The organism is Deinococcus roseus (genome assembly GCF_014646895.1).
GTDB lineage: Bacteria > Deinococcota > Deinococci > Deinococcales > Deinococcaceae > Deinococcus_C > Deinococcus_C roseus.
The window spans coordinates 25,383-45,714 of record NZ_BMOD01000033.1 but is presented as its reverse complement, the minus strand read 5'-3'; the positions used below and the strand labels follow the sequence as shown (position 1 = coordinate 45,714).

General features: G+C 57.3%; 29 protein-coding genes. All 29 read left to right on the top strand.

The genetic code is table 11. The features are described from left to right. Positions 1–206 precede the first annotated feature (206 nt). Positions 207–806: a recombinase family protein gene (locus IEY52_RS23735; RefSeq protein ID WP_189008091.1), complete on the top strand. Its 600-nt coding sequence runs from the start codon at positions 207–209 to the stop codon at positions 804–806. Positions 807–880: 74 nt separating this feature from the next. Next, positions 881–1,072: a hypothetical protein gene (locus IEY52_RS23730; RefSeq protein ID WP_189008088.1), complete on the top strand. Its 192-nt coding sequence runs from the start codon at positions 881–883 to the stop codon at positions 1,070–1,072. A 224-nt stretch (positions 1,073–1,296) separates the two neighbouring features. Continuing rightward, positions 1,297–1,626, top strand: coding sequence for a hypothetical protein (locus tag IEY52_RS23725; protein ID WP_189008085.1), 330 nt, complete (start codon positions 1,297–1,299; stop codon positions 1,624–1,626). A gap of 40 nt (positions 1,627–1,666) precedes the next feature. Further along, complete coding sequence (locus tag IEY52_RS23720) at positions 1,667–1,999, top strand: hypothetical protein (RefSeq protein ID WP_189008082.1); 333 nt, start codon at positions 1,667–1,669, stop codon at positions 1,997–1,999. 6 nt (positions 2,000–2,005) lie between these two features. Continuing rightward, complete coding sequence (locus tag IEY52_RS23715; RefSeq protein ID WP_189008079.1) at positions 2,006–2,479, top strand: hypothetical protein; 474 nt, start codon at positions 2,006–2,008, stop codon at positions 2,477–2,479. After that, on the top strand, positions 2,476–2,982 hold the full coding sequence (locus IEY52_RS23710) for a hypothetical protein (RefSeq protein ID WP_189008076.1): 507 nt from the start codon (positions 2,476–2,478) through the stop codon (positions 2,980–2,982). Before IEY52_RS23715 ends, IEY52_RS23710 begins: the two co-directional genes overlap by 4 nt. Next, complete coding sequence (locus IEY52_RS23705) at positions 2,979–3,599, top strand: hypothetical protein (protein WP_189008073.1); 621 nt, start codon at positions 2,979–2,981, stop codon at positions 3,597–3,599. Before IEY52_RS23710 ends, IEY52_RS23705 begins: the two co-directional genes overlap by 4 nt. Beyond that, positions 3,596–4,177: a hypothetical protein gene (locus tag IEY52_RS23700; RefSeq protein ID WP_189008070.1), complete on the top strand. Its 582-nt coding sequence runs from the start codon at positions 3,596–3,598 to the stop codon at positions 4,175–4,177. The genes IEY52_RS23705 and IEY52_RS23700 overlap by 4 nt, the downstream gene beginning before the upstream one ends. A gap of 119 nt (positions 4,178–4,296) precedes the next feature. Beyond that, positions 4,297–4,833 carry a hypothetical protein gene (locus IEY52_RS23695; RefSeq protein WP_189008065.1) on the top strand — a complete coding sequence of 179 codons (537 nt, stop codon included), beginning with the start codon at positions 4,297–4,299 and terminating at the stop codon, positions 4,831–4,833. A 664-nt stretch (positions 4,834–5,497) separates the two neighbouring features. Next, the gene (locus tag IEY52_RS23690; RefSeq protein WP_189008062.1) at positions 5,498–5,668 is read left to right on the top strand and encodes a hypothetical protein; all 171 of its coding nucleotides are present in this window, start codon (positions 5,498–5,500) and stop codon (positions 5,666–5,668) included. Next, positions 5,665–6,039 (top strand): hypothetical protein, encoded by a 375-nt coding sequence (locus IEY52_RS23685; protein WP_189008059.1) that lies wholly within the window; start codon positions 5,665–5,667, stop codon positions 6,037–6,039. The genes IEY52_RS23690 and IEY52_RS23685 overlap by 4 nt, the downstream gene beginning before the upstream one ends. A gap of 86 nt (positions 6,040–6,125) precedes the next feature. Then, entirely contained in the window at positions 6,126–6,365 is a 240-nt protein-coding gene (locus IEY52_RS23680; RefSeq protein WP_189008056.1) for a hypothetical protein, read from the top strand. A gap of 52 nt (positions 6,366–6,417) precedes the next feature. Next, positions 6,418–6,861: a hypothetical protein gene (locus IEY52_RS23675; RefSeq protein WP_189008053.1), complete on the top strand. Its 444-nt coding sequence runs from the start codon at positions 6,418–6,420 to the stop codon at positions 6,859–6,861. Between the two features lie 428 nt (positions 6,862–7,289). Then, positions 7,290–8,156: an ArdC-like ssDNA-binding domain-containing protein gene (locus IEY52_RS23670; protein WP_189008050.1), complete on the top strand. Its 867-nt coding sequence runs from the start codon at positions 7,290–7,292 to the stop codon at positions 8,154–8,156. A gap of 58 nt (positions 8,157–8,214) precedes the next feature. After that, positions 8,215–8,646, top strand: coding sequence for a hypothetical protein (locus IEY52_RS23665; RefSeq protein ID WP_189008047.1), 432 nt, complete (start codon positions 8,215–8,217; stop codon positions 8,644–8,646). A gap of 687 nt (positions 8,647–9,333) precedes the next feature. Beyond that, positions 9,334–9,741, top strand: coding sequence for a hypothetical protein (locus IEY52_RS23660; protein WP_189008044.1), 408 nt, complete (start codon positions 9,334–9,336; stop codon positions 9,739–9,741). Beyond that, on the top strand, positions 9,725–10,204 hold the full coding sequence (locus IEY52_RS23655; RefSeq protein WP_189008040.1) for a hypothetical protein: 480 nt from the start codon (positions 9,725–9,727) through the stop codon (positions 10,202–10,204). Before IEY52_RS23660 ends, IEY52_RS23655 begins: the two co-directional genes overlap by 17 nt. Positions 10,205–10,855: 651 nt before the next feature. Continuing rightward, positions 10,856–11,761: a bifunctional DNA primase/polymerase gene (locus IEY52_RS23650; RefSeq protein ID WP_189008037.1), complete on the top strand. Its 906-nt coding sequence runs from the start codon at positions 10,856–10,858 to the stop codon at positions 11,759–11,761. A gap of 116 nt (positions 11,762–11,877) precedes the next feature. Next, a complete protein-coding gene (locus IEY52_RS23645; RefSeq protein ID WP_189008033.1) occupies positions 11,878–12,270 on the top strand; it encodes a type II toxin-antitoxin system HicB family antitoxin in 393 nt (130 codons plus the stop codon). 366 nt (positions 12,271–12,636) lie between these two features. Beyond that, positions 12,637–13,182, top strand: a complete 546-nt coding sequence (locus IEY52_RS23640) for a hypothetical protein (protein WP_189008030.1) — start codon at positions 12,637–12,639, stop codon at positions 13,180–13,182. Positions 13,183–13,245: 63 nt separating this feature from the next. Beyond that, a complete protein-coding gene (locus IEY52_RS23635) occupies positions 13,246–13,587 on the top strand; it encodes a hypothetical protein (RefSeq protein ID WP_189008027.1) in 342 nt (113 codons plus the stop codon). Continuing rightward, complete coding sequence (locus IEY52_RS23630; protein WP_189008024.1) at positions 13,584–13,835, top strand: hypothetical protein; 252 nt, start codon at positions 13,584–13,586, stop codon at positions 13,833–13,835. The genes IEY52_RS23635 and IEY52_RS23630 overlap by 4 nt, the downstream gene beginning before the upstream one ends. Before the next feature lie 358 nt (positions 13,836–14,193). After that, positions 14,194–14,610, top strand: coding sequence for a hypothetical protein (locus IEY52_RS23625; protein ID WP_189008021.1), 417 nt, complete (start codon positions 14,194–14,196; stop codon positions 14,608–14,610). Positions 14,611–14,669: 59 nt separating this feature from the next. After that, positions 14,670–15,566, top strand: coding sequence for a DUF932 domain-containing protein (locus tag IEY52_RS23620; RefSeq protein WP_189008018.1), 897 nt, complete (start codon positions 14,670–14,672; stop codon positions 15,564–15,566). A 659-nt stretch (positions 15,567–16,225) separates the two neighbouring features. After that, positions 16,226–16,432 (top strand): hypothetical protein, encoded by a 207-nt coding sequence (locus IEY52_RS23615; RefSeq protein WP_189008015.1) that lies wholly within the window; start codon positions 16,226–16,228, stop codon positions 16,430–16,432. Further along, positions 16,429–17,346 carry a hypothetical protein gene (locus tag IEY52_RS23610; protein ID WP_189008012.1) on the top strand — a complete coding sequence of 306 codons (918 nt, stop codon included), beginning with the start codon at positions 16,429–16,431 and terminating at the stop codon, positions 17,344–17,346. Before IEY52_RS23615 ends, IEY52_RS23610 begins: the two co-directional genes overlap by 4 nt. Before the next feature lie 77 nt (positions 17,347–17,423). Further along, positions 17,424–19,172: a ParB/RepB/Spo0J family partition protein gene (locus IEY52_RS23605; RefSeq protein WP_189008009.1), complete on the top strand. Its 1,749-nt coding sequence runs from the start codon at positions 17,424–17,426 to the stop codon at positions 19,170–19,172. Between the two features lie 408 nt (positions 19,173–19,580). Then, positions 19,581–19,826 (top strand): hypothetical protein, encoded by a 246-nt coding sequence (locus tag IEY52_RS23600; RefSeq protein WP_189008006.1) that lies wholly within the window; start codon positions 19,581–19,583, stop codon positions 19,824–19,826. 120 nt (positions 19,827–19,946) lie between these two features. After that, the gene (locus IEY52_RS23595; protein ID WP_189008004.1) at positions 19,947–20,327 is read left to right on the top strand and encodes a hypothetical protein; all 381 of its coding nucleotides are present in this window, start codon (positions 19,947–19,949) and stop codon (positions 20,325–20,327) included. Positions 20,328–20,332: the final 5 nt, after the last annotated feature.

The window sequence follows — 20,332 nt, the reverse complement described above, 5'->3', positions numbered from 1 at the left end:
CGGTTTTGTGGAAATGTCCAGGTCTACTCTTTCAGCGGATTTTCCTTTCTTTTTGATCGCTGACACCACAGCATTTCAGCCTCGGGTAAACCATTAACTGTCCTTTTCGTCAGCAAGTACAGCCTGGGTGAAAGCCCTGGTTTTTTCTCGTCAAAGCCCTGACGTAATCGCATGACGAAATCATTTTGACGAAATACAATGAGGACATGAGTTTTGTCAGTTCAGAAAACAGCGGCCCTAAGGTTGGGTATGCCCGGGTTTCCACCCGGGATCAAAACCTAAACCTCCAAGAAGACGCCCTCACCCGCGCCGGTTGCCTCAGGATCTTCAAAGACACCAGCAGTGGAGCCAAGAAAGACCGTCCAGGACTGTCAGAGGCTTTGAACTACCTGCGTGCTGGAGACACCCTGGTTGTTTGGAAACTCGATCGCCTTGGGCGGAGTCTGCAGCACCTGATCGAAGTGGTCACTGTGCTGAACGAGAAAAAAGTGAACCTGCTGGTGCTACAAGAAGGCATCAACACCTCCACAGCCAATGGCAAATTGTTCTTCCATATCTTCGGAGCCCTGGCCGAATTTGAAAGGGACCTCATCCGCGAAAGAACCCAGGCAGGGCTGGATGCGGCAAGGGCCAGAGGGCGTCAGGGTGGGAGAAAATCAGCTTTGTCAGAGGACCGGCAACAGGTGGTTCTGGAACTACTGCGCAACCCAGCGCATTCAGTGAAGGAGATTGCGGAGACGTTTGGAGTGTCAGAGCGCTGCATCTACCGCCTCAAGGCCAAACACCGCAAGAAATCCAAAGAATAGCGTCTTGAACGGCTTAAATTTGCTGACTCCGCAAAAACCTTAATCATTGGCATGACCCCAACAAAGCCATCCAGGTGCTGATCAGCGATGACCTCACCGCATGCCGCGCCCTGAGGTCCGAGCATTTGAAACCCCATGTGAACGACGGCCTGAGGGAGTATGCCCTCAAGGTGCTCCAGCCAGAGCAGCAGACCCCTCTGTTCCCGGATCTGGCCAGTGTCACCCCGGAAACCATCAGTCCCCTCTTCCCCGGCATGGCTTTTTGAACCCGCAAGGGGACCTCAGGGGCACAGATGACCTGTGACATCGTGTGATGTCAAATGCAGGAGGGGTTGCACAGTGTGGCCTTTGCAGGCAAAAGGAAAACAGGATTTGAGCGTCTGGACTTGCCTTTCTGCGAATTTTGGTGTATACTAATAGACAGATAAGTTATCGAACGCTGGTTTTCGGCAAGCCTGTTGCTGAAAACCAGACCGTTGGAGGAAGCAACATGACCTGGCAAAAAGCCATCCAAGCCGTTGCGGAGACACTGGAAAAACACCGAGCCACCCTTGCACCCCCGGTCATCACCAGCATTGAAGCCGCCATCCAGGCCAGCCGAACCCAGCTTGACCAGGGGGACAGCTCAGGACTCCTTGCAGCCAGCGAAAGATGCCGCAACCACCTCTGGATCTGGACTTACCCAGACCCTGAACACAACCAGATTCACCGGCGACTGGTTCAAGCCGCATTCCTGCTCAGCAAACCCCTCTACCGCCATTACACGGAACAAACCCGCCATGACTTTGTGATGCTGGCGCTGCAGAAAAGACACCCCTGACATCACACGATGCCAGACCTCCAGACCCGAAAGGCCACACATGCCCCTGACCCTCGAAAAAAGACATGAGCAATACCAGGAAGGCAACCGGGTGTGCATCCTGATTGCCAGCGCACTCGCCCACAGCGCCCTGTTCACCCAATTCCTGCACGGCACCATCACCCGCACCACCCCCAAAGCCCTGCAGATCCAAATAGACGACCCCCACACCCCCAACAGCCGGGTGCACCAAAAAACCCTGTGGCTGCCCAGGAGAGCCCTCATTGAAAAAGAAAAAAGCACCCACCTCGCCAAATGGTTCATTCCAGACCGATACACCAGTCACCTGCTCGAAAACCTCCCCCAATCCGGCGTGAGCGCCCGCGCCTTCTGAGGAAGCATGCTGAAACGACTCCTGCAATCCAGCCAGATGGTGCTGCTCGACCTTGAGAGCGGCACCCCACCCACCGAAAGCCTCACGGTGCTCAAAAGCACCCTGAGAAACCTGCAGCACCCCATCACCTGTTACCTGGCATTTGGACATGGTCTTGCAGGCATCATCACCATCCACCACCTGCACCACATCGAATTCCTGCCCATCTGCCAAAGGCCAGAAATGTACTACTGGATGAACGACCAGGCCCCCCACACCGACACCATCAGTGAACATCACTACCGCACCCTCACCACTTGGGCCGCAGCTGGAATTCCCCACCAACACCTTGAAGACCTGCTCACCGATCAAGAAAGAATCGATCTGTACGCCAAAATGGTCCACCATCACACCACGCACCCGCAAGGAAACACCTTTCTGCACAGTTTCATTCACGCCCTGCAAAATACCCCCGAACTGCACCCCAGGATCTGGCCATGAGGACCTACCATCACATTGGAGCACTGCCCGAAGAACACCACCGGCACTGCCCGCAGCACGTGCGAGAACAGGCCATGGGCGGAGACCGCCCCCACCTTGTGGAGATCCTCTGGGATGAACTGGAAGGCTTCGCCCCAGAAGACCCCGGATACGGCCACCGACAGTACAGCGTTAGACCGTACCGGGTGACTGACAGATGCGACGGCACCCGCGACGAAAACGCCCTGTACATCCTCAAACTCTACCTGCAGCACGCCGGACTCGATTACAGCACCACCCACACCGCCGCCTACCCCGATGAACCCCCCAAATGGGAATCCGAACTGTGGGAGGACCCCAGCTGGATCCAGCGGGAAATCGAACCCTGCCCCCTCACCCGCGAAAACTTCCACCACCTGCTGGACAGCCTGTACGACATGAACCACCACAGCCTCGTTGCACTCCTCAAAGACCTGGAACGCAACCAGCAACTCAAATTCACCCCCCTGCAAGGAGCCAAATGACCACTTTCAACCTGGACCACACCAAACTCAAACGCCTCAAAGCTGTTGTTGACCTCTGGAAGACCCAGGAAACACTCAAATCCACCACCCCCAAACGGGACCGGGTGTACCTGTGGAACCACCAGGGCAAACTGCATTTCGTGACCCACACCCCCAGCCTGATGGTGATTCTGACCATGCAAGACGCCCCGGCAGACGCCCCAGCAGGCACCCACTGGTCTTACAGCATGAAAGAGCTGATGAACGCCACGCACTGGAGCGGAACCAGTTACACCCTGAACCCCACCACAGGAACCCTCACCAGCCAGCGCAATACCCTGCAGGGACAAAGTGAACAAGACGACCTGCCCAAATTCGACCGGGTGATCCCCACCCGGCCAACGGTTCACGCCCTCAAGGCCCTCACCCCCGTTCCAGGCATTGCTGCTTTCATGACAGCAGCAGAAGGCCTCAGTTGCCAGTTCACCCGTCATGTTCTGGTGGCCAGCGGAGAGGACTGCTACATCCAGACCACCTACGCCCGTGAGGACGAAACCCACAGAGACACCCTGCTGATTCCCCTGCCTGACACCCCGAGCCTGAACACCCCTTTCAAAACCCCAATGGAGCACCTATGAACCCCACCCAGGACTTTCACCAGGAGCTGCTGCAGTTTGAACAGTGGAACCGTCAAAACCACCACCACACCCACAGGAAAACCCTGCAGATGCTGGCAATGATGATGCTTTTGGCCCTGCCCACACTGGTTTTCATGGCAGGCAGCACCCTCACCCCCACCCTCAAATGGACTGCCGTGGGTTTCTTGCTCATCACGGTGCTGCTCACGGCCCTGTTCATCAGCACCCAGCAAACCCAGAAGCACCTGAAAGCCGCCTGGATTCACCTTTCGGTGGCAGGCACCATGGAGGCTTTTGAGCGCCATGCCCGCAGCCAGCTGCAGGGCATCTGGACCATGGTGGACCACCACATCCACTTTCAGGACAACACCCTCACCCTCACCGGATGGTGGCTGGACCCACAAGGGCAGGTCATGCGGGTTGCCTGCGAAGTGCATTTCCCCCTCAGGCACTTCGGGAAATGGCAGCAGCACCCGCTGGATGAACACGAGGCGAGACAGCTGCTGGAGGACCTGCCAGGGGTGCATTACAGCGAAAGCAGGCTCAGGCAAATGGTGGAAGGTCCAGCCCAGGGTTGATGAAGCCCACATGCAAGCACCCCTTTATGGGGTGTTTTTGCTTGCTGGAATGGTGAAACCCTTGAAAAGATCTGATCTTTGGTGTATACCTATAAATAGATAAGTTATAAGGAGTGGACATGACCGCACCCACCACCAGCCCCGCCTTTGAAAGAATCGAACACCTCAGCAAAACCACAGGTTTCCCGATACGCTACCGGGAAGACCTCGACCTGGACCGCATCACCCTGCAATGCAACCCCCAGCGTTTCGTGTGGATCCTGCGGGAAAGCGGCACCGACCTGCTGCTCTACCAGCACGACACCCGCGCAGACTACCACCTCAAAGTCTTCACCAGACGCCCCATCCACTTCTTCATCCACGACAACCACACCCTCACCGAAGTCAGCGCAGCCGAAGCCGCAGCTTTTGTGCACACCCTGCCCCTGTTCGCCCACGCCACCCCCGGTGAACCCATGCACATCACCACCTGCACCCGACAAGGCAGCATCCGCAGGCCCTGCCTCAGCCAGGAAGCCCAGGCATTCGCCCGCCGCTACCTGGAAGCCAACCAGCACACCCAACACCACGACCAGGGCCTGGACCAAACAGCCGTCCACCAACTGCTGGCCCAACCCGAAATCCAGCTTTTCCTGCAGCAGTGGAACCCACACTGAACCCAGCAGAGACCACTGGGGTCAGGCCCCTGCGGCTTTTAAAGGTAAAACGGTCCCCTCAAGTGTTCCGCTGACGCGGCCCACGGGACCGTTTTGCTGTGCTCATGGCAGAGGGACACCCCGAACATCAGGGCTTGAGGCGGCTCTGCGTCCCCTGTCATTCAGGGATCCCTCTGCTGTGGTCCTGCCCCCATTCGCCTCCGCGAAAGGTCAGGACTTTCTGAGGAAGCGCGTTGCGCTGTTGGGGTGTGCAGCACAGAAGTGCTGCACCTGAGGTCATGAATCCTGACCTTGAGCATTTCCAGGGCAGCCCTGCCCGTTGGGGTTCCCAGTGAAACGGGGAACAGCAGACGGTGAAGGGGTTGAGACTCAGAAACGGGGTGAGGGTGGGGGAGTGCTGTTCCCCGGGGGGTTGATGGTGCGGGCTGCCCTGGAAACACCCCAGAACGGTGTTCTGGGGTGCCCTCTGGGTGTTCAAGGCGTCGCTGCGCTCAGGATTCATGGTCTTTTTTTTCGGGGTTTCCAGCACCGGCTCTGGGGCGTTCGATCTAGAAACACGGGGCTTGGTTGGGCAGGCAAAAAGAAAAAAGTGTGTTCTGGACGGTTGACAGCCTGACGTTTTGGGTGTATACTAATAGAAAGATAATTAAAAGAGGTGAGGGCAATGGTGCAACGCATTCGGATTCTGGTCAAAGACACCCGTACACAAGAAACCTACGTGTCACACATCAAACTGGATGACGCTGGAAACATCAGTCAGGCCGAAAAAGTGGCGCTGACCAGCGCGGGCTACCTGATCGAAAAAGTGCTGGACCAGGGGAAGGTGCAACCATGACCGCAGGGGAACAGGCATTCATTCAGGATCTTCAGAGCGTCCACCGGTTTTTCAGCCAGATGCTGGCTCAAGGGGGAAAGGTGGCCCTGCTGAACTTTGTGAGCGATGACTACACCGAGGAACTGCACCAGCTGAAGCACAAACTGGGTGAACACTGCCAGGCCCTGGGCATCTGCTACCGGGAGGACAGCTACTGGCAACCCAGAGGGGAATCCATGCGGGGAGTGGAACTGGTGGAAGCCGTGCGTTACAGCCTTCAGGGGTCTTGCCTGGAGTACCTGGAAAACAAGCGGGAGATCATCGAGCATGCTCCGATCAGCCCGGAAACCCGAACGGTGGTGCTGGGATTGCTGCAAGGGGAAGCCGCCTGAGAGCGGCTTTTTTCGTTTTTGGCCTTGACGGGAAGCTTATTTTAGTGTATACTAATAAACAGATAAGTTAATCAATGGAGGTTCACATGAACAACCCCAGTGCAATCACCGCAGCCCCCACCCAGCAGATCCCCCAGCCCGAAACCGAAAGGTGGGAATACGAAGACACCCTGGAGGAACCCGAACTGGTCTACATCTACAAAAGCAACCAGGGCCGCACCTATGAGGAAAATTACACCCAGCAAACCTACACCACCACCGACTTCCTGGGAAAAGTGGTGGAAACCGGACCCCTGCAAATCAAAAGGCCCTGGCGCAACAACTGACCTCACCACCGACCGGAGAGGCCTGGGCCTCTCCGGTCAGAAAGGAAAACCCATGTTCATCCTCTGGATCCTCGAAATTCACGACAGCAACAGCAAAATCCTTTCCAGCGAAAACCCCCCACAGCTGTACGAACAGCACACCCTCCTGACCTTCCAGTACAACAGCCGCACCCCGGCCAACTGGACCCACCCGGAACCCCCCAGATTCGCATACTTCGATGGGAGCATGGCCCAGCTGCACGAATTCGGCTACAGCCTCAGCACCCACACCATGCGGGCCACCTACCGCATGGACCTCAAAAGCTTCTTCAGGCGGCTCATCACCCCCGAAAACCAGCTGCACTTCCACCCAGGAGACGCCACCCAGGACGAACTCCGCATGGCTGCCCGGCAGGCCATCGAGGCCCTGGAAGACGAAGACATGGTCATCTGGGACCACCACCCGCTGATCGATCAGGTGCTGCCCGGCCTGCTGGAACAAGACACCCCTTTCTGAAATGCCAGACCCCCACCTGAAAGGGTGGGGGTCCCACAGGGGAAGAGCACCCCTGTGGGCTCATATCGAAAAACGGTCCTTTTAAGTGTTCCGCTGACGCGGCCCACGGGACCGTTTTGCTGTGCTCATGGCTGACGGAAGGGGGAGGGGCCAGAGCTTGAAGCGGTTCGGCGCTCTTTTTGGCCCCTCCCCCTTCCTCACAGCTGGTTGTGCCCCCATTCGCCTCCGCGAAGGGTCACAACGTTTTGAGGAAGCGCTGCGCGCGGTGTAAAGGTGATGCACCACAGGTGCATCACCGATGCGGAAGGTGGGTTGCCAGGAAAGCAGGAAGGGGCAGGCAAAAGAAAAACTGTTCTGGACGGTGTTTTCTTGACAATCTGACTTTTTGGGTGTATACTTATAAACAGATAAGTTAATGGAGGGTTCACATGAAAAAGCGCGAGTTCACCCAGCAAGAGAAAGACCAGTACAAAGCCGAGAAAGCCGCCCAGATGGAAACCTTCAAAACCCAGTGCGAGCAGATTTTTGAGCGCCTCACCGAGCGCCTGAAACAGGGCTTCAGCGAAGAACTGCTGGCCTACCTCAAGTACCTCGCCACCTTCCACCAGTATTCCTACCGCAACACCATCCTGATCCAGATGCAAAACCCCATGGCCACCCAGGTGGCCAGCTACCAGGACTGGAAGAAACGGGGCCGCCAGGTCAAAAAAGGCGAAAAAGGCATCCGCATCATGGTGCCCTGCACCCGCAAAAACCCCACCACCGGCGAACGGGAAATGACCGGCATCACCTTCGGGACCATCTTCGATGTTGCACAAACCGAAGGGCAAGACCTGCCCACCCTGGCCAGAGAGGTGCAGGGCAACTTCAGCCACGCCGACCTGCAAACCCTGGTGGAGCGCTGCGGGTACCCGGTGCATTTCAGTGACCTCGGACCCGACAGGGGAGGGTACACCGATGGCAAAACCATCGTCATCAACTCCAACCCTGCACGGCAACCCACCCCCAGCCACCAGACCCGCACCCTCATTCACGAAATGGCCCACTGCATCCTGCACTTTGACGGGGTGGAACGCAGCAAAGAGGAAAAAGAACTCGAAGCCGAAGCTACCGCCTACGCCGTGTGTGCCCACCTCGGCATTGACACCCTTCCCCTCACCGCAAACTACCTGCACATCTGGAGCGCCACCGCCGAAGACCTGCAAAAAGCCGTCAGCCGCGTGCACAAAGCCATCCGGGGAGTCCTGCAAAGGTTTGAACCCCAGCCCGAAGAAACCCCCAACGCCGCCGACTGACATCGCACGATGCCAAAACAGGAGAGGCCTGGGCCTCTCCTGCAGGAAAGGACACCGGATGTTCATTCAATGGATTCTGGAAATCGTGGACCACCCCGCAAACATCCTGCCCAACCCCGACCCCGCAGACCAGCTGCAAACCCTGCTGTTCACCTTTGAATACCACAGAAGCGCCCCCGCCAACTGGAGCCACCCCAGCCCACCCCAGCACGCTTACTTTGCAGGCCGTCTGGCCCAGCTTCACGAACACAGCCAACTCACCGGCACAAACCGCATGCGGGCCATCTACCGCATGGACCTCACAGGCCTTTTCAAAGACCTGCTGAGCGGGCCACCCCAGGACCTCAGAAACTTCACCCCCCACCAGCTGATCACCGCCGCCCAGGATTTCATTCACGCCCTGCAAAAAGAACACCTTGAGCTGATTGACCACCATCCCAGCATGGAATACGCCCTCCCTGGCGTGCTGGCCCCCGAACGCCCCTTCTGAACCACACCACCCCCACCCAAAAGGGGTGGGGGTCCCTCGGGGGGCCTGGCCCCCCGAGGGCTTTGATCGAAAAACGGTCCCCTTAAGTGGTCCGCTGGCGCGGCCCACGGGACCGTTTTGCTGTGCTCATGGCTGACGGCAGGGGGTGGCGCAGAGCTTGAGGCGGCTCCGCGCTCTTTAAAGCCACCCCCCTGCCTTACAGCACGTCCTGCCCCTTTTCGCCTCCGCGAAAGGTCAGGACTTTCTGAGGAAGCGCGTTGCGCTGTTGGGGTGTGCAGCACAGAAGTGCTGCACTTGAGGTCATGAATCCTGACCTTGAGCATTTCCAGGGCAGCCCTGCCCGTTGGGGTTCCCAGTGAAACGGGGAACAGCAGACGGTGAAGGGGTTGAGACTCAGAAACGGGGTGAGGGTGGGGGAGTGCTGTTCCCCGGGGGGTTGATGGTGCGGGCTGCCCTGGAAACACCCCAGAACGGTGTTCTGGGGTGCCCTCTGGGTGTTCAAGGCGTCGCTGTGCTCAGGATTCATGGTCTTTTTTTTCGGGGTTTCCAGCACCGGCTCTGGGGCGTTCGATCTAGAAACACGGGGGTTGGTTGGGCAGGCAAAAAGGAAGATTTCGTGTGTGGGACACTTGACAACTTATCTCAATTCTAGTATACTAATAGACAGATAAGTTAGTGGAGGTTGGTATGACTGTGATTCTGGTGCCCGTGGAGCAAATCGAAATCGTTCTGAACACCGTAAAGGCACACGCCCCTGGCATGTTCATGTACAGCGAACTGTTGCAAGCCAGAGATGCCGTGATGGACCTGAACATTCAGGCATACACCGAAGGAAACGCCGAGGCCGATGTGAGCAACATCAAGCGCTCCAGCAACCTCACCGTCACCACCAGCCCGGTGCAGGCCCTGAAGTTTCTGGATTGCATCCTCTGCCAGTGCAAACAGGCCAGCAGTTACCCCGGATCGCAGGGTGAAAACCTGCTGAACCGCATGAAAGGCATCCTCACCGAACTGATGCCCGGATACACAGCGTCCGCATGGATGTACACCGAATTCGCAAATCTCAAGGAGGTCTCAAATGCCCATCATGAATGACGCTGCACAAAATGGAATTCGCACCTTCAGCCACCTGATCCGCCAGGGCGAAAGCCTCAGCCTTTCGGACCTGCTCACCCGCATCCAGCAAACCTACCCCACCACCGAACCCCACACCAAAGAAGTCTGCCAGATCCTGGCAGACATGGAGGGCACCGTGCAACGCACCCCCAGCGGAAACCTCACCATCGAAGCCCAGCCCAAGGCCCAGGTCAGCTACCAGCAGCTGGTGAACGTCCTCGGCCCCCAATTCAAAGACCTCGCCATTGAGCACCCCCAGGATGAGGTGGACCACTGGATCAACAGCAAACTTCACACCCTCGGCACCTGCCGGGATTACCCGCTCGATGGGGTGGACCCCACCACCCGGCTTGTGCAACTGCGCAGCATGAGCGCCCAGCAGCGCAGGGAAACCGCCGTGATTGCATACGCACTCGAACGCAAACGCAACCCGGCAGCCTGAAAAGCTGACCAGGGCAAACCCCGGCAGGCTTTGGCCTGCCGGGGTCCTTTCATGGAAAAACGGTCCCTTGAAGTGGTCCGCTGGCGCGGCCCACGGGACCGTTTTGCTGTGCCTATGGCTGACGGAAAGGGGATGGCCCAGGGCTTGAGGCGGCTCCGCGCCCTTTAAGGGCCATCCCCTTTCCTTACAGCACGTCCTGCCCCCTTTTCGCCTCCGCGAAGGGTCAGGACTTTTCAAGGAGCGCTGCGCGCGAACATGATCTGTGGGGCTTCAGCCAGAGCCAGGAGGACAACAGCGGCTCCAGAGGTGGACTTTACGTCGACTGAGAGCTTTTTCTGTTTTTTCGGAGGAGCCAGCATAGCACACAGACGGCTGCGCCGCCCCGTTGGGGTGCAGATCCGGCAAGGGAGAAAACACCCTTGCCGGATCTGCATCTGCGTGCTCTCCTGTTCCTTGCCCGAAAAAACAAAAAAAATGCGCACAGTGGGGGTGACATGCGGCACCTGAGACGCCGCTCAGGCGAGTGTGAGGTCCGCTGATCTGGAGACTCGGGGTGCTGAAATTTGGGTTTTTCTCGTGTGGAACGCTTGACGGCTCATCGTTTTGGGTGTATACTAATTATAGATAAGTTATGCTTTTGGAGGTTGGACCATGACACAGACTGAACCCACCGCAAAACTGCTCAAAGCCGCCCAGATGTACGTTGATCGGGGCTGGTCCGTGGTTCCCGTCAACTCAGGTGGAGCCTACGAAAAAGGCCCCCATTACAACCTGGTCTGGACCGGCCATTACATCATCGGTCAGAACTCCAAAAAGAAACCCAGCTGGAAAACCTTCCAGACCCGCCAGCCCACCGCTCAGGAACTTCAGCGCTGGTTTGCCCACACCGACAATGCAGCGGTGGCCCTGGTCACCGGAGCCATCTCGGGCGTGGTGGTGCTGGACTTTGACGGGGAAGTGGGCCGTCAGACCCTGGAAAAACTCGGACTTGAGCCTCATGTCAGAACCGGCAGCGGAGGTTTTCACGTTTACGTGCGTCACCCCGGCTGGAGGGTGTCCACCACCTCCCAGGACAACAACGAAAAACTCAGAACCCTTTACCCCGGAATGGACATCCGCGCCGATGGAGGCATGGCCGTGTTGCCCCCCAGCCACAACAGCAAAGGCCCCTACAAACAACTCCGCAGCTTCAACGACCTTTGCGAACTTGAAGAAATGTGCCCCGAGTTGCTGGAGGCTTGCGGGATGCTCAGCAAGCCCGAAGTTGTGCAGGCCCAGCCCCGCGAGAAAGACACCAGCCCCGCAGCCCTGGAAAGCAACGCTGCAAGCCTGCTGCACAATGCCGTGCGGTTGGTGCGCAGTGGCCAGGGCAGAAACAACATGGGTCACTGGCTGGCCCGCAAGTTGAAAGAAAGTGGCCTTGCCAGTGACAAGGCGCTCAGGGTGATGGAACAATACACCAGTGAGGTCATGGCCTTGACCGGACGCGGCGTGTACTCCCTTCAGGAAGCCCGGTGCAGTCTGGACAGCACCTACAGTTACGTCCCCCGCATGTGAAGTTCAGAGGTTTTGCAGGTCTGGTGAATGCCGTGCCAGACCTGCAAAACCCTTGCAATTTGTCTGTTTTGGGTGTATACTAATAAACAGATAAGTTAATAAGGACGGTGTCTCACATGGAAAGATCCGAAGCAGAAGCCAAAATCAAAACCCTCAACGACATCCTCGGATGGGACAGCTACCGGTGCGAGTGGGACGGTTGGAACCTCACCGTGCGCAAGTACACCGAAAACGGCACCCTCAACGGAAACCACAAGTTCCAGTTTCCCTACGAGATCGAGAAATTCATCAAATGGACGGACGGCCTCCCTGCCAAACTGGCCCAGTACGCACGCACCCAGGCCGCCCCTGAACCCCAGGAGCCCCGCACCGAGCCGGTCAGCTGCAAGATCCCGAAGAACGTCTTCGACTGGATCGAGGAGCAGGCCAAAAACGCAGGCGACACCCGCTCCGGCAAACTCGCCAGCCTGCTGGAAGCAGCCTACGCAGCAGCCAAACAGGGGGGATGACCCCTCTGTTTTAACGGCAAGACCCCCACCCCAAAAGGGGTGGGGGTCCCTCGGGGGGCCTGGCCCCCCGAGGGCTTTTATCGAAAAACGGTCCCTTGAAGTGGTCCGCTGGCGCGGCCCACGGGACCGTTTTGCTGTGCCTATGGCTGACGGAAAGGGGATGGCCCAGGGCTTGAGGCGGCTCCGCGCCCTTTAAGGGCCATCCCCTTTCCTTACAGCACGTCCTGCCCCCATTCGCCTCCGCGAAGGGTCAGGACTTTTTCAAGGAAGCGCTTCGCGCTGTTTTTGACAGCAGGCAAAAGGAAAATTGCGCCTCTTCTCCGATTGGTGTATACTAATAAACAGATAAGTTAAACGGAGGTTGTGATGTTGACCCTTGCTGAAACCCTGATTTTCACCCCGGCCCCCAGCCGCACCGAAACCTACCAGATGTTCCGGGACGCCACGGACGCATGGCTCGAAGTTCCCCGCAAGCACCTCGCTGAACTCGATCTGCTGAAAGAACTCAGCAACAAATGCCACCAGTACCAGAGCAAGGTGTACGTGTTCTGGGATGTGGACCTCGCAGACTTCATGCAAAAAGCCCAGGCGGCAGCGTGGACGGTGCTGTACGAAACCACCCAGGAAAAGCACCCCAGCCACATCCGCAGCATGGACATCTTCCAGCCCCTGCCAGAAGCCCCCCTGCACACCGACCCTTTTCATTACCTGAGTGGCACCTACCGCTACCTGTACAAACCCACCGGAGCCGTGGGCTTCACCACCATTCGCACCCGCGACTACGCAGGCCTCATGCACTGGCACAACTTCGAGAACCCCTTCTGGCACTACCAGCTGGTTTCCTATGACCTGCAACCCCTGCCCGAGGACCCCGGACAAATCTGGATTCACGGGTACAGCCGCCACACCTGACATCACACGATGTCATCATTCCCAGGTGGGGCAGAGTGCCCCACTTGCCCCAAAGGAAGCAGCATGCTGAACATTGCCATCAAAAAAGAACAAAACAGACTCAGCATCCAGGCCGTCAAACACCCCTTCACCTTCCAGAACCAGACCTTCACCATTGAGGGCCGCTGGGGCGTGACCGAACACGGCCAGATCCGAGGCAACCTCAGCCCCGTGTACACCTGGCAGGAAGGGAAACCCCAGCATCCACCCGCAGCCCTCTCCAGGGTGGTGCTCATCCACTTTCATTACTGGCTGGAAGCCATCCTCAAAGCACAACTTCATGACCTGCCTCAGGTGAGAGAACAGGAAAATGGCCTGTGGTGGGTGAACTCGCAGTACCAGTGGACCGTGAGGGTGCATTCATGATCACCCCCCAAGAACTCAAAGCGCAGTACGGCCCCCTGGGCCTCAGCGACAGCGGAACCATTTTCGTGGGCGGGTTTGTGCTGGCCAAAATTCAGGAAGATGGCACCCTGCAAAACCACTACCCCCAGCCATTGCATGAGCCCCTGCTCAAAGTGGCCCTGCTGGAATTCCTCTCAGATCCTGAAAACACCATCGAAGACCGGTACGCCCCGTGGATTGATGATTACCTGCACTCCACAACCCCATGACCAGGGCAAACCCCGGCAGGTCCTTGCCTGCCGGGGTCCTTTTATCGAAAAACGGTCCCTTGAAGTGGTCCGCTGGCGCGGCCCACGGGACCGTTTTGCTGTGCCTATGGCTGACGGAAAGGGGATGGCCCAGGGCTTGAGGCGGCTCCGCGCCCTTTAAGGGCCATCCCCCTGCCTTACAGCACCTCCTGCCCCATTCGCCTCCGCGAAGGGTCAGGACTTTTCAAGGAGCGCTGCGCGCCAGAAAACCGGGGCATTGGCTTTTGTGGAGGCAGAGGGATCAGGCAAAAAAGAATTGATTTTCGCCTTGATTGAGTGTATACTAATATATAGATAAGTTATGAGCGGAGGAAGCACCATGACCCAGAATGCAATGCAAGCACCCGAAGGATGGCACCTTGTGCGGGCTGGAGTGCCCGGAGCCAGACATGTGGAAATCCATCACCAGGGCAAGAGACTGGGAACCCTGTACCATCTGCAGGGTGGCCAGCAGGCCAATGCACGGCTGGAACTGCAAGGCCAGCAGGCCAATGCACGGCTGGAACTGCAAGGCCAGCAGGCCCAGTGGGTGCGGTTGAACCAGAGTTTTGACCGGGAGATTGTGGAACTGGTCTCCAGCCCCTTCATTTGTGACTGCTGTGGTCTGCGCACGGTGCATTTTGCAGATCTGGCAGGCAAGGAACGCAATTACAAGGCTTGTGAACACTGCTTCGATGTTGCTGCTGAGGCAGACAAAGAGGCGTCCAGTGAGGAAATTTTCCAGCAGACACGTTGACAACATTTCGCTTTTGGTGTATACTAATACATAGATAAGTTAATCAAGGAGGCAACACCATGACCGCAACCACCCTGAACCCCCACCAGCCCACCGTGATCCCCTTCACCCCAGCCGTGCAAGCCCTCGGACCCCTCACCAAGACCCCCATTCTCACAGACCCCCTCTACTTCCCGGTCAGTGAAGCCCCCATAGACATCCTCGGCAAAGCCAACCCCGACTGGAAAGCCATCATCCGACCCGACACCGGAAAAGTGCTTTCCGTGCAACGCAAAAGCTACCAGCTGATCAAAAACGATGAAGTGTTCCCCCAGTTCGAAGAACTGATGAAAAAAAGCCTGGACACCGAAGGCATGTACACCCAGGACAGCATCTGCTACGGCGGAGGGCAATCCATGCGCGAATACCACTTTCCCCAGCACAAAATTGAAGTGCGGGACGGGGACACCGTGACCCTCAGGCTTCGCGCAGTCAACAGTTACGACGGGGCCAGCAGCTTCGGCTTCATGTTCGGAGGCTTCCGCCTGATCTGCAGCAACGGAATGGTGATCGGAACCAAAATCAAAGAGCTGCAATTCCGCCACACCCGCAACGCTGAAGAACGCGCACTTGCCGACCTGGAAAAAGTCCTCAACGCCTACCAGAGCACCGCAGAACTCTGGAAAACCTGGACCCGGCGCAGCATCACCGACGACCAGGTGCTGAGCATCATCACCAGCATGCCCGGCACCAACGAAAAAATTCAGGCCTTGATCCTGAACCAGTACCTGCAAGAAACCCAGGAGCTGGGCCGCACCCTCTGGGCACTGTTCAATGCCCTCACCCACTGGAGCACCCACGCCGAATTCAGCAACCGCACCATTCACGCAGGCAACCAGAAAGCCATCGTGCTGAAACGTGAAAACGTGGTGGCCCGCACCATGGGCAGCAAACCCTTCCAGACCATCGCCATGTGAACCCACAAGGGCAGACCCCCACCCGCAAGGGGTGGGGGTCCCTCGGGGGGCCTGGCCCCCCTCGGGCTTTCAAGGAAAAACGGTCCCTTGAAGTGGTCCGCTGGCGCGGCCCACGGGACCGTTTTGCTGTGCTGATGGCTGACGGAACAGACCGGGGCGGGGAGCTTGAGGCGGCTCGGCGCTCCCTGATCACCCCGGTCTGTTCCTTACAGCGTGTCGCGCCCCTTTTCGCCTCCGCGAAGGGTCACGACCTTCTGAGGAGCGCTGCGCGCATTTGGGGTGTGCAGCACAGCCGTGCTGCACCTGAGGTCATGAACCCTCACCTTGAGCATTTCACGGTGGGGCCAGGGTGGTGGCCACCGGGGAACAGCACACAGCGAAGGGCAGCGACTCAGAAACGGGCCAGCAAGCTTGGGGTTCCCCGCAGGTCCAGAGGGTGCGGCCCCACCATGAAACACGCCTGTCGGCGTGCCCTTGCGGGTGTTCAAGGTCAGGCTATGGAGGGTTCATGCTGTTTCCCTCCGGGGTTTCAGCTCCAGCTCTGGCTGGATCTTGAAACGATCAGGCAAAAGAAAATGGGGTTTTCCCGTACAGGATTGCTTTTTCGGTATCATCAGTGTATACTTATAAACAGATAAGTTATTTGATGGAGGTCAGACATGAAAGTGTTCAAACAGATGGCCCGTGTCGTTTGCGCCCTGCTCAACCTGTTGTCCCTGCTGGGTTGCTTTGTGGATCTGCTGAACAGGCAGATGCAACAGCCCACCCACTATTTTCTGTGGATCACCCTGTACAGCGTCAGCATCACGCTGTATGTGCTGTTCAGCACCCAGCCGAAGCGACAGCTCCAAGAGGTCCAGGCGTGAGCACCGCAGAAAACCAGAAAGTCATCGGGGTGTCCTTTCAGGGCACCCTCATTCAGGGCAGCAGAGAAGTGATTTATGGCACCTGCAAACTGGAAGCCTACCGCACCCCCACCGGAGAGATGCATTTCGAGCGCAGCACACACACCACCCTCCACTGGGATCTTCAAACCCAGGCCAAAGATGCCAACGGAAACCGCCTTTTTGAGGACACCGAAGGAACCCTTTACGCCGAACCTGACATTGCATGGGTGGAGGAGCATGAAGCGCTCGAAAAGATCAAATCCATTCGGGGTGTGGACGCTTACGTGCTGCAACACTTCGGGGTTCACAAATTCGATGGACTGAATTTTTCGGCCCATGTGCTGGAAGGCCAGGAATACCTCATTGTGTCGTTTGGTCGGCACCTCAACAGGGTGATCCAGGCCAGAAAGACCTTCTTGTGGCACAGCGAGGAAGAAGCCGTGCAGTTTCTTCCAGAAGGAAGCCTGGAGGACACCCTGTCCATTCCGGGCCTTGATGTGCTGTTTCAGGTCGAACGGCTCTCCGGTGTCTGCCTGCAACTCACCAGTGTGAAACATCCTGATCTGCTGGCACTGGTGGTGTGCCAGGAGGGAACAGAACAAAACAAGGCTTGGCAGGTGGTGCGTTGCACGGTGCTGAGCACCACCCTGATCAAGCAGAAACAACAAACCGATCACCATGCGCTGGGGGTGACGGTCAAACCGCAGCTGGATTTTTCAGGACAGGTGCAGCACCTGTTGACCCAGGTTGAAAGCCAGCAGCTGCTTGCCGTGTCCGATCAAATCATCTGGGTGTGGCTGAAAAACATGCAATGCCTGGAGATCCGTCTGCTGGGTAATGATTGGCAGGTGCGTCAGATGGATGTGCTGGGAGAGGATGTGCTTGCTGTCTGACAGGGTGGTTCTGCGATTGACAGAACGTTGAAAGGAGTGTATACTAATACTCAGATAAGTTATTAACAGGAGGCAAGATGAACCGCACCAACCGCAAGAAAACCGAAGTCCAGACCCACAGCCAGCACCTCACCGTCAAGCTCAAAGACCTGCAATCCTGGGACCAGAACCCCCGCAGTGACGCAAAAGACACCACCCTCACCGACCTTGCAGCCAGCATCAAAGAAAAAGGCATTGTGCAAGACATCCTCGTGCGAACCAGCCCAGAAGAAGGCAAACACCTCATTGTCGCAGGCGAACGCCGATACCTTGCCTGCCTGATGAATGTGGAAGCAGGCCACATGAGCATGGACCATGAAATCACCGTCAAGCACCTGGGCACCATCACTGACCAGGAAGCCCTGGAAATAGCCGTCATCGAAAACGAACAGCGGGAGGACATGAACCCCGCAGACCGCATCGTGATGTACCACAAAATGCACCAGCAAGGCAGCAGCGAACAACGCATTGCCGACCTGTTCGGGGTGAATGTCGAAGAAGTCAGGAAGTCCGTCACCATCGGAAGCCGCTGCTCAGATGACCTTCTTGCTGCAATCCGCAACGGCAAGGTGAGTTTGCGATCCGCATTTTTCATCGTGAGTGCCAGCACCCAGCAAATGAGAGACAAAATGCTCGAACTGGTGGTGATGAACGGATACACCGAACACGCCCTCAAACAGGTCATCAAAGGCTCAGAAATCCCAGTTGAAACCGCCATTTTCCCCATTGAAGAATACACAGGCGAAATCAACGAGCCTTTCATTGGCGACCTGCCCAGCACCTTTGTGGACCGGGAGCAATTCTTTCTGCTGCAAAGCGCACACGCAGAAAAGAAACGTCAGGAACTCGCAGAAACCTACCAGTGGGCAAAACTGGTGGAAGGAGATGGTCACTTTTATGCCTCCCAGTACAACCTCCGCTACCACGTTGGAGCCGAACCCGCAGAATCCGGGGTGGTGGTCTACCTCAACACCAGCAGCGGTGAAGTCAAATCCTACGGACCCATGCAACTTGAAAACCCCCACCCGCAAGCAACCCTCCAGGCCGAAACCCCTGCACAGAACCCCGAGCCTGAACCCCTGAAACCCGCAGCCCTCCCAGAAAAAGCCAAACTCTACCCCTACATGGTGCGAAGCAACCTGATTCAAGAGCAACTGCAACGCAACAAGCGCGAAAGTGAAACCCTGCTCATCCTGGGCCTCAGCGGATGGACCCACATGCGCCTGAAAGTGGATGACCGTCCTGAACGGGGGGTGGCTGAAACCCCCACCATGCTTCAAACCTTCGAGAAACTCAGCCCCACCGCAGACCTGCTGGGCCTGCAACCCCCAACCCTCAAAGGAGGCGCACTGAATGCTGTTCCTGACAAACACCCCCGCACCGTCAGGCCAGACGTTTACCTGAACCTGTACCAGCACCTGTGGAGCCTCAGCGAAAGCGAATTCAACCAGCTGTACTGCGAAGTGGTCTCCACCCTGTTCAGCGACTTCCCCACAGCAGACCCCCTGATGCAAACCCTGCATGACAAAAACAACCTCACCGAGCAGACCTACTTCACCCTGTGCAGCGAATACCTCAAACTGCTCAACCGACAGCAGATCTGGGACATGGTGCAAGACATGCCTGTCAAAATCCACCTGCACCTCAGCATGAAACGGGACGAAATGGTCAGCCTGATCCTGCAATACGCCCCACGCCTGAAAGACGCAGGCTGGATGCCCGAAGGCTTCAAAGTGGCAGGCCCAGAGCCTGTTGACACAGTGGTGCTGGACAACGCAGCCGACTGACATCCCACGATGCCAGACCCCCACCCGCAAGGGGTGGGGGTCCCTCGGGGGGCCAGGCCCCCCGAGGGCTTTCAAGGAAAAACGGTCCCCCTAAGTGGTCCGCTGGCGCGGCCCACGGGACCGTTTTGCTGTGCTGATGGCTGACGGAACAGACCGGGGCGGGGAGCTTGAGGCGGCTCGGCGCTCCCTGATCACCCCGGTCTGTTCCTTACAGCGTGTCGCGCCCCTTTTTGCCTCCGCGAAGGGTCACGACCTTCTGAGGAGCGCTGCGCGCAAATTCAATCAGACAACCACAGGTTAAAGCAGGAATCAGGAGGGCAGGCAAAAAAAGGAAAATTCCCGTTCTGGACGATTGACAACCTGAATCAAGTGGTGTATACTTATAAACAGATAAGTTAAGGAGGCATTTTGAGCGACAACCCACCCCAATCCCATCCAGCCCCAACACCCCTGGGCCACATCAAGGAAGCCCTGGCTGGCACCGACTGGCCACTGCTCGCCCAACAAAAAGCCACACTTGTGGACATCCAGGACCTCGAACAGGACCACCACTACAGTGAACGCCTGCTGGGCCTCGTGCACTGGATGGACAGCTTGATGGACGCGGCTCAAGCAGATGGATTCCCAGTGGTGTTCAACCCCCCAGAGCACTGAAGCACCTTGATGGAAGGACTGAAGCAACGTCAGAAAGTGGTCAGTCCTTCCATGCTAAAAAAGGCTATCTGAGACAGCAGCGTCAAACTGCCCGCCTCCAGAGCAGCATGAAGGAGAAGCATGGATCAATTCCGGGTGATTTACGTTCGCCAGAACGGCAAGGTGGTGCAAGGCGAATGGATGGATCAAAGCACCGCCAGGACCGTTTTCCAGGCCCTGCAGAACGATCCAGATTGCGTGGCTGCACAACTGCAAAACCAACAGGGTCAGGAGGTGGCAGGCTACAACATGCCCTACCCCCTCACCGAAACCAACCCCCTGCGAGACGAATTCGAACGCCTGAAACAAGAAATCGTCCAACAGGTTCTGCAAATTGAAGATGTTTACGACCTCAGGCAGGTGCAACACGTGACCCTCACACTGCTGGCCGAACGCAACCAGCAACAACGGGTGCGCTCACAACTCCTGCACCCCTCAGAAGGCGACCCCAACAAAAACTGATTCCC

Bases quoted from the DNA above. Each gene is read 5' to 3' on its own strand.
- IEY52_RS23705 (WP_189008073.1), top strand. From the start codon at position 2,979: ATGACCACTTTCAACCTGGACCACACCAAACTCAAACGCCTCAAAGCT.
- IEY52_RS23690 (WP_189008062.1), top strand. From the start codon at position 5,498: ATGGTGCAACGCATTCGGATTCTGGTCAAAGACACCCGTACACAAGAA.
- IEY52_RS23715 (WP_189008079.1), top strand. From the start codon at position 2,006: ATGCTGAAACGACTCCTGCAATCCAGCCAGATGGTGCTGCTCGACCTT.
- IEY52_RS23655 (WP_189008040.1), top strand. From the start codon at position 9,725: ATGCCCATCATGAATGACGCTGCACAAAATGGAATTCGCACCTTCAGC.
- IEY52_RS23650 (WP_189008037.1), top strand. From the start codon at position 10,856: ATGACACAGACTGAACCCACCGCAAAACTGCTCAAAGCCGCCCAGATG.
- IEY52_RS23700 (WP_189008070.1), top strand. From the start codon at position 3,596: ATGAACCCCACCCAGGACTTTCACCAGGAGCTGCTGCAGTTTGAACAG.
- IEY52_RS23675 (WP_189008053.1), top strand. From the start codon at position 6,418: ATGTTCATCCTCTGGATCCTCGAAATTCACGACAGCAACAGCAAAATC.
- IEY52_RS23620 (WP_189008018.1), top strand. From the start codon at position 14,670: ATGACCGCAACCACCCTGAACCCCCACCAGCCCACCGTGATCCCCTTC.
- IEY52_RS23695 (WP_189008065.1), top strand. From the start codon at position 4,297: ATGACCGCACCCACCACCAGCCCCGCCTTTGAAAGAATCGAACACCTC.
- IEY52_RS23595 (WP_189008004.1), top strand. From the start codon at position 19,947: ATGGATCAATTCCGGGTGATTTACGTTCGCCAGAACGGCAAGGTGGTG.
- IEY52_RS23645 (WP_189008033.1), top strand. From the start codon at position 11,878: ATGGAAAGATCCGAAGCAGAAGCCAAAATCAAAACCCTCAACGACATC.
- IEY52_RS23685 (WP_189008059.1), top strand. From the start codon at position 5,665: ATGACCGCAGGGGAACAGGCATTCATTCAGGATCTTCAGAGCGTCCAC.
- IEY52_RS23725 (WP_189008085.1), top strand. From the start codon at position 1,297: ATGACCTGGCAAAAAGCCATCCAAGCCGTTGCGGAGACACTGGAAAAA.
- IEY52_RS23630 (WP_189008024.1), top strand. From the start codon at position 13,584: ATGATCACCCCCCAAGAACTCAAAGCGCAGTACGGCCCCCTGGGCCTC.
- IEY52_RS23605 (WP_189008009.1), top strand. From the start codon at position 17,424: ATGAACCGCACCAACCGCAAGAAAACCGAAGTCCAGACCCACAGCCAG.
- IEY52_RS23660 (WP_189008044.1), top strand. From the start codon at position 9,334: ATGACTGTGATTCTGGTGCCCGTGGAGCAAATCGAAATCGTTCTGAAC.
- IEY52_RS23735 (WP_189008091.1), top strand. From the start codon at position 207: ATGAGTTTTGTCAGTTCAGAAAACAGCGGCCCTAAGGTTGGGTATGCC.
- IEY52_RS23640 (WP_189008030.1), top strand. From the start codon at position 12,637: ATGTTGACCCTTGCTGAAACCCTGATTTTCACCCCGGCCCCCAGCCGC.
- IEY52_RS23680 (WP_189008056.1), top strand. From the start codon at position 6,126: ATGAACAACCCCAGTGCAATCACCGCAGCCCCCACCCAGCAGATCCCC.
- IEY52_RS23615 (WP_189008015.1), top strand. From the start codon at position 16,226: ATGAAAGTGTTCAAACAGATGGCCCGTGTCGTTTGCGCCCTGCTCAAC.
- IEY52_RS23635 (WP_189008027.1), top strand. From the start codon at position 13,246: ATGCTGAACATTGCCATCAAAAAAGAACAAAACAGACTCAGCATCCAG.
- IEY52_RS23625 (WP_189008021.1), top strand. From the start codon at position 14,194: ATGACCCAGAATGCAATGCAAGCACCCGAAGGATGGCACCTTGTGCGG.
- IEY52_RS23720 (WP_189008082.1), top strand. From the start codon at position 1,667: ATGCCCCTGACCCTCGAAAAAAGACATGAGCAATACCAGGAAGGCAAC.
- IEY52_RS23710 (WP_189008076.1), top strand. From the start codon at position 2,476: ATGAGGACCTACCATCACATTGGAGCACTGCCCGAAGAACACCACCGG.
- IEY52_RS23665 (WP_189008047.1), top strand. From the start codon at position 8,215: ATGTTCATTCAATGGATTCTGGAAATCGTGGACCACCCCGCAAACATC.
- IEY52_RS23670 (WP_189008050.1), top strand. From the start codon at position 7,290: ATGAAAAAGCGCGAGTTCACCCAGCAAGAGAAAGACCAGTACAAAGCC.